At 64.0% G+C, this 6,000-nt stretch carries 6 protein-coding genes and 1 pseudogene; 3 read left to right on the top strand and 4 right to left on the bottom strand.

The window, feature by feature from the left end; translation table 11 throughout:
- From Q4F19_RS18020 to Q4F19_RS18010, 3 genes and pseudogenes are all read right to left on the bottom strand, one after another.
- Positions 1–440 (bottom strand): annotated as a pseudogene (locus Q4F19_RS18020) (DUF4198 domain-containing protein); the annotation flags it as partial.
- Positions 440–934, bottom strand: coding sequence for a DUF2271 domain-containing protein (locus Q4F19_RS18015; RefSeq protein WP_303545562.1), 495 nt, complete (start codon positions 932–934; stop codon positions 440–442). The gene Q4F19_RS18015 and the pseudogene Q4F19_RS18020, both read right to left, overlap by 1 nt.
- A 12-nt stretch (positions 935–946) precedes the next feature.
- Positions 947–1,600 (bottom strand): PepSY-associated TM helix domain-containing protein, encoded by a 654-nt coding sequence (locus Q4F19_RS18010; RefSeq protein WP_303545560.1) that lies wholly within the window; start codon positions 1,598–1,600, stop codon positions 947–949.
- Between the two features lie 251 nt (positions 1,601–1,851).
- Between Q4F19_RS18010 and Q4F19_RS18005 the strand changes: the two genes are divergently transcribed.
- Both Q4F19_RS18005 and Q4F19_RS18000 read left to right on the top strand, forming a co-directional pair.
- Positions 1,852–2,253: a hypothetical protein gene (locus Q4F19_RS18005; RefSeq protein WP_303545557.1), complete on the top strand. Its 402-nt coding sequence runs from the start codon at positions 1,852–1,854 to the stop codon at positions 2,251–2,253.
- 66 nt (positions 2,254–2,319) lie between these two features.
- Positions 2,320–3,672, top strand: coding sequence for a PepSY-associated TM helix domain-containing protein (locus tag Q4F19_RS18000; protein WP_303545554.1), 1,353 nt, complete (start codon positions 2,320–2,322; stop codon positions 3,670–3,672).
- A 324-nt stretch (positions 3,673–3,996) separates the two neighbouring features.
- Here the strand turns inward: Q4F19_RS18000 and Q4F19_RS17995 are convergent, their stop codons facing one another.
- A complete protein-coding gene (locus tag Q4F19_RS17995) occupies positions 3,997–4,332 on the bottom strand; it encodes a hypothetical protein (RefSeq protein WP_303545551.1) in 336 nt (111 codons plus the stop codon).
- A gap of 618 nt (positions 4,333–4,950) precedes the next feature.
- On the opposite strand from Q4F19_RS17995, the gene Q4F19_RS17990 reads away from it, so the two are divergent.
- Positions 4,951–5,826, top strand: a complete 876-nt coding sequence (locus tag Q4F19_RS17990) for an N-acyl amino acid synthase FeeM domain-containing protein (RefSeq protein WP_303545548.1) — start codon at positions 4,951–4,953, stop codon at positions 5,824–5,826.
- Positions 5,827–6,000 lie beyond the last annotated feature (174 nt).

Genomic DNA, 6,000 nt, shown 5'->3' with positions numbered 1-6,000 from the left:
GCGCCGGGGCCACCCGGGCCGCCGGGACCACCGGGGCCTCCCGGGCCACCCGCGCCCGGCGGCGGACCGCCGCGCCCGCCGACGCGCCGCTCCTCGCCGTTGAGCTTGAGCGTGCCCATCACGTTCGATTGCTGGCTGGCGATCTTCCACGTGCCCGACTGATCGAGGCGCACGTCGAAGGCGGAGCGCAGGCGGCCCGAGAAGGTCGCGGTCGGCTTCGCCTCGGTGCCGTCCGGCTTCCAGATGCGGATGCTCTCGATGCCGATCGGGCGGTGATCGAAGAAGAAGACATGCTCCGATCCCGCGGCATCGAAAGTCACGAAATTGTTGCTGCCCGAGAAGAGCGTGCCCGAGGGGACGATGAACGAATGATCGGCCTGCGCCGCGGTGGGCAGCAGGGCGGCGGCGGCGAGCAGGGCGCCGAGGATGCGCGCGCGCATCACTTGGCCGCCACCGTGACCGCGCCGAGCTCGGTCTTGCCCGAAGCCTTGCCGCTGCCGTTCGGTACCGTGATCGGCACGCTGACGAGCTCGCGCCCGCCGCCTTCGCGCGCGGCCTCGACATTGAGAACATAGGCGCCGGGGGCGAGATCGTTCGGCAGGGAAATCGTATAGGTGCCGGGGCCCTTCGTCGCGCCGCTGACGCCGTCGACGGGCAGCTTCAGGCTGCGGCCGCTCTTGCGCCACCAGGAGCGCAGATCGGCGAGCCACTTGTGGCCGGGCTCGGCGCCGCCCTTCTTGATATCGTACCAGGCGAACAGGCTGCGCACGGTGCCGCCCCCGGCGGGCTCGACCCAGCCCGCGACATAGGGCTTGTGATATTCGGCGATCGCGAGGCGCGGCAGCGTGACGCTAACGGTGCCGGCAGTCGCGGCGGAGGCGGACAGCCCGCCGACCAGCGCAAAGGATGCAGTCCGCAAAGGATTGGGGCGCATAGGATCAATTCCTCAGTGGATGAAGACGATGGCGACGATGAGCGGGACCGCGAAGCCCAGGCCGACGAGCGGCCAGGTCTTCTTGCGATGCTTGGCGTGAAACTGGAGCAGCAGCAGGCCCGTGCCCGTGAACAGGATCGCGGCGGCGGCGAAGGCATCGATGAACAGCCGCCAGCCCAGGCCGGTGTTGCGGCCCTTATGGAGATCGTTGAACAGGGAGATCAGGCCCTGCCTCGTGACCTCGGACGCGATCGCGCCGGTGCCGCGATTGACGCTGACCCAGGCATCGCCGCCGGGGCGCGGCATCGCGACATAGACTTCGTCCTCGCTCCACTCGCCGGTGCGGCCCGACGGATCGAGGCCGACTTGCGCGGCAACGGCTTCGGCGACGGCGGCAGGCATCGGCGCGCCCTCGGCCGGCGTGGCTTTGAGAAGCCGCAGCAGCGACGGCGCGAGCGTCCCCGCTTTCTGGACGACCTGCGGGTGCGCGGGGATAATGCTGGAATGGTTGAGCGTCACGCCGGTGATCGCGAACATCAGCATGCCGATCAGCGAAACCGCGGCGCTAATCCAGTGCCAGGTGTGGAGCTGCTTGAGCCACCAGCCGCGCGAGATGCGGCGGCGCTTCTTCGGCAAGGCGTTCGGGAGCGGGGTTGGGGCGTTCACAAGAGCGGCCGGTAGCGCGAATGATTCGCATCTGCAACGTCTATTGAGAATCGTTCGCATGACGCGCCGGAGCGATCCGGTTCTCGTCGGAGATGGTGCTTTTGGTACATGCGGTGAAATCCTGCGCTGCTAGCCGCGCCATAGCGCGACAAGCATCCACTTTATTTCAGCGATGAAGGATTCCAGCGCATCCGGGCGTGATCGGTGCGGATCATCGACACGGATCGCGCTTTGCCATATCGTCCGGCGCGATGCGGGCACAGGCGGCGAAAAGGCTATGGCGGCGGCAGGCCGTGATGCTTGCGGGCCTTGCCTTGCTGCTGCGAATCCTGATCCCGTCGGGATGGATGCCGGCGGGCGACCGGATCGGCTTGGTACCCTGCTTCGGGGTGGCCACAGCGACCACCCACGGGCCGATGGCACATCACCCGGCGCCGCATCACGACGGCCATGATACGAGCGACAAGGGCGACAGGCCCTGCGCGTTCGTCGGCTTCGCCTGCGCGCTCGCCGAACCCGATGGAGCAATCGGCGCGCTGCTTCCCGTCCTGCTGAGCCCGGCCATGATAGCGGCGGCGTCTTCGGCGGCCAGCATCGGCGCGGGGCTGGCGGCGCCGCCGCCGCCGCCGACCGGACCGCCCGTCACCGTCTGATCGACCTCGCCTGCCGCCCCCCGGCGGCGCTTGCGCGGCACGCCCGCGCCCGATCAGGATTTTCTCATGGCCCCTGCCCTTCGCGCGCCGCTGCGTGCGCCCGATCTCTATCGCGCCGTCTGGCGCTGGCATTTCTATGCCGGATTGCTCGTCCTGCCCTTCCTCGCCTGGCTGGCGATCACGGGATCGCTCTATCTCTACAAGCCCGAGATCGAGCGGGCCTTCTACGCGCGCTGGATGGCGGCGGGGCCGCATGCCGAGACGCCCGCCGTCGCGCCTTTGGTGAAGCGCGTCGCGGCCGAGACGGGCGGCACGGTCAGCCAGATCGTCAAGCCTGCAGCTCCCGACGAGGCGTGGCGGATGAGCGTCACCCTCGCCGACGGCGCCAGGAAGATGGCGTTCGTCGATCCCGCCGACGGCCATGTCCTGGGTCTGACCCGGCCGGGCGGGATTATGGGACTCGTGAAAGACCTGCACAGCCTGATCATCGCCGGGCCGATCGGCAATGCGCTCATCGAGATCGCCGCCGGCTGGGCGATCATCCTCGTGCTGACGGGCATCTATATGTGGTGGCCGCGCGGCACTTCGCCGGTGATCGGGGTGCGCGGAGCTCCCAAGCAGCGAATGTTCTGGCGCGATCTGCATGCGTCGCTGGGGCTGGTCGCGGGCGGGATCGTCCTGTTCCTGGCGGTCACGGGCATGCCGTGGAGCGGCGTCTGGGGAAAGACGGTACAGGGCTGGGTCACGAGCCACGCACTGGGCAAGCCCCAGGCACCGGGCGGCGGCGGCGGCGAACATGCCGGGCATGAGGGCATGGCATCGATGCCGTGGGCGACGCAGCGCATGGCGATGCCGATGGACCCGGCGATGAAGATGGGGACGCCCGGCTCCGATATCGGTCCGAATCGCGCGATCCACGCGGCACTGGCGGCGGGCCTTTCGGGCGCGTGGACGCTCACGGTCCCCGCCGCGCCCGGCAAACCGTATCTCTTCTCGACAACGGCGCGCGCGGCCGAGGAGGAGCGCACGCTCTATGTGAGCAGCAGCGACGGCCGCGTGCTGCAAAACACGGGCTATGCCCGCTACGGGGCGGGCTCGCGCTGGATCGACTGGGGCGTGCAGACGCACCAGGGGCTGGAATATGGCGAGATCAACCGGCTCGTGATGCTCGCGGGATGCGCGGGACTGCTGCTGCTCGCAATCAGCGCGCCGGTCATGTGGTGGAAGCGCCGGCCGACAGGACGGATCGCCGCACCGCCGCGACCGCGGCCGCAGGCGGCGACGCGGGGGCTGCTCGTCATCATGCTCGTCTGCGGCGCGCTGTTTCCGCTCACCGGGCTGACGATGCTGGCGGCCCTGCTGATCGACTGGTTTGCGCGTCGAAACCCAACACGTCGCGGCTTGCTTGCCGCGCCCTAAGTTACAACGTCGAGGTCAGATCGGCGACAGCCACGAGCCACCAATCTGTTTGCGCTGACTTCGTGCGGTCCAAAGCGTAGATGAGTGAACTCAGATGAGATGCGCTTGCCTGACGGACACAGCCGTCACATCAGGTCAGTACACATCCCCGCTCGTCGACGTGAGCGCGCTGCGCTGCAGCTGCAATCCATCGCTAAGCCGCGTGTGAGCCGGTCCAACAATTTTTTTCTCTAATATCGAAACTGCTAGCCGGATAGCCAATCCGCCATCCGATCACGCCACCTGATCAAAGCCCCAACCTCGCCTTTCAGTTCGGCGTTTGCTTCACTCGAGATCGACTACTTTGGCGATGGTGATTACCTGCGCGGCTAAACGCAGCTGATCTGCGTCCGACCAGCTAATCCCCGCATCCTCAAGCCACTTCGCAACTTCTTTTGGGGACGCGTCGGCGCCAAAAGCCTTTCCAGTATCCGAGAAGCTGTCTCTAGCCTTCAGCCGTCCACGCGCGTGGACAATCTTCCATATCATCACGCGGGACACGCCGAAACGCGCTGCAATGTCCGAAAGGCTAGGAGGAGCTCCGCAATAGGAGCACGGCCTGCCCAAACGGTTGCGGATTTCGACGACCTCGCGGTCAGATAATTTTGCCGGCGCTGGCATGTCGACATATTAGCGCCATTTTGCACCGCCGCAAACATAACAAGTTCGCGTCGAGCAGTGCATTGCGGACATGGAGGATCGCCAACCGTTGAGATCCTCGCCCGTCAGCGAGCCTCCAGTTTAACATCATGCCGTTAGCGCTTCTCGCGGAGCAGCGGGTTCCGAGCGCGATAGTCAGCTGTGACGGCAACCTGCCTCCGAATTTGCCCTGGAACTAGCACGACACGACACTTAGGCTAGGAGTTTGACCGAGCAAAAAGTTTAACAGCAGCTCGGTTATGCCGCAGGCTGAGATTGTTCCGGGACCGCCGAGCGGCCGGCCCTACGGGAGGCACGCCTCAACGCGCGATAGCTAGACTGTTACACCCGACGCGCTACTTTGCGGTCAGGCTTGGTGGGGGCACTCGAGCAGTGGATCAGACTGATTACGACCGACTCGGGCGCGCCTTGGCGCTGGGCATCAGCGGGCGAAAAATAGAATATGTTATTGAAAATCTGGCTTCAAGCCGCGAAATTGCGCTTTTACAGAGTTGTTAACCCACCACATTTACCCTGTTGCAACATATCACGGCCATTCTGGGGCTAAGGTTTTGTTGCGTTCAAATGTGGAGGTACAAGATGTCTCTTGACCTTGTCTCGACGGGTAACGTCGTTGGTGAGTTTATCTATCCACAGTCCTTTAGGGATAGCTTCAGCGATTCCGCCTGTTGGCAAATTCCACTTCCCGGCCGGAAGTATAACGGCAAGGATGTTAGCATCGAAATCGTGAGATCCGACGCCCGTCGTGACGCGGCGTGCGAGCTCATTAATCGCATGTATTCTTGGCGAGGCTATGGCGACAGCCATCGTTTGGACCAGCGCCCGACACATACGACATTTACGGTAGCCGCGGATGACGAGGTCATTGGAACGGTCACGCTGGCTGCGGACTCTGAGCGCGGTTTGGCCGTTGATGCATTATTTCGGGCGGAAATCGACCATTACCGGAACCAACCACGCGCGAAGGTCTGTGAGCTCACCAAGCTTGCATTCGATACGACCGCCGAGTCGAAGCATTTGCTCGCAGCCCTGTTCCATGTCGTCTTGATCTATGGGGTCTGGAAGCATGAGGGAACAGACCTCTTTATCGAGGTGAACCCTCGCCATCGCCGATTCTATGAAATGATGCTGGGCTTCGAGCGCGTCGGCGACCTTCGGACAAACGAAAGCGTAAACGCCCCATCACAGCTAATGCGGCTGCGCGTTGCAGACATTCATGCCAAGATCGATGAAAGCCGTTCCGCGAACGCCAGCTGTCGGTCGTTGTACCCGTTCTTTTTGTCGACCCTGGAAGAGGCTGACGTCTGCCTAAATCTTTGGTCAAATGCCGCTGGAGCCAGCCTAGACCAAGCGACGTTTCAAGATTTCATCGAGATCTTTCCAGGATCTGGCGATCCGCCACCGGCATATGCTCGAAACGAAAGCTCACATCAGATGAGGCTTGTCGCGATCTGAGCCTGCGAAAGCATGGCAGCGAACTTCTTTTCGGTTGACGGTGGTGAGGCGCGCAGCGTTTCCGCGCGCGAATCTGGCAGCCAGAATTCGGCGCAGCCTGAGGCTGCATTCCATCTCGACGCATGTTTCAAAAACAAAAAAAGGGCGCCAGGAGTAGCTCCCGGCGCCCGTATT

The sequence above is a fragment of the Sphingomonas natans genome (genome assembly GCF_030546695.1).
Lineage (GTDB): Bacteria > Pseudomonadota > Alphaproteobacteria > Sphingomonadales > Sphingomonadaceae > Sphingomonas_I > Sphingomonas_I natans.
The sequence above is the reverse complement of the archived record's forward strand: the minus strand, read 5'-3'. Positions and strand labels throughout refer to the sequence as shown.

Bases quoted from the DNA above. Each gene is read 5' to 3' on its own strand.
- Q4F19_RS18015 (WP_303545562.1), bottom strand. From the start codon at position 934: ATGCGCCCCAATCCTTTGCGGACTGCATCCTTTGCGCTGGTCGGCGGG.
- Q4F19_RS18005 (WP_303545557.1), top strand. From the start codon at position 1,852: ATGCGGGCACAGGCGGCGAAAAGGCTATGGCGGCGGCAGGCCGTGATG.
- Q4F19_RS18000 (WP_303545554.1), top strand. From the start codon at position 2,320: ATGGCCCCTGCCCTTCGCGCGCCGCTGCGTGCGCCCGATCTCTATCGC.
- Q4F19_RS17995 (WP_303545551.1), bottom strand. From the start codon at position 4,332: ATGCCAGCGCCGGCAAAATTATCTGACCGCGAGGTCGTCGAAATCCGC.
- Q4F19_RS17990 (WP_303545548.1), top strand. From the start codon at position 4,951: ATGTCTCTTGACCTTGTCTCGACGGGTAACGTCGTTGGTGAGTTTATC.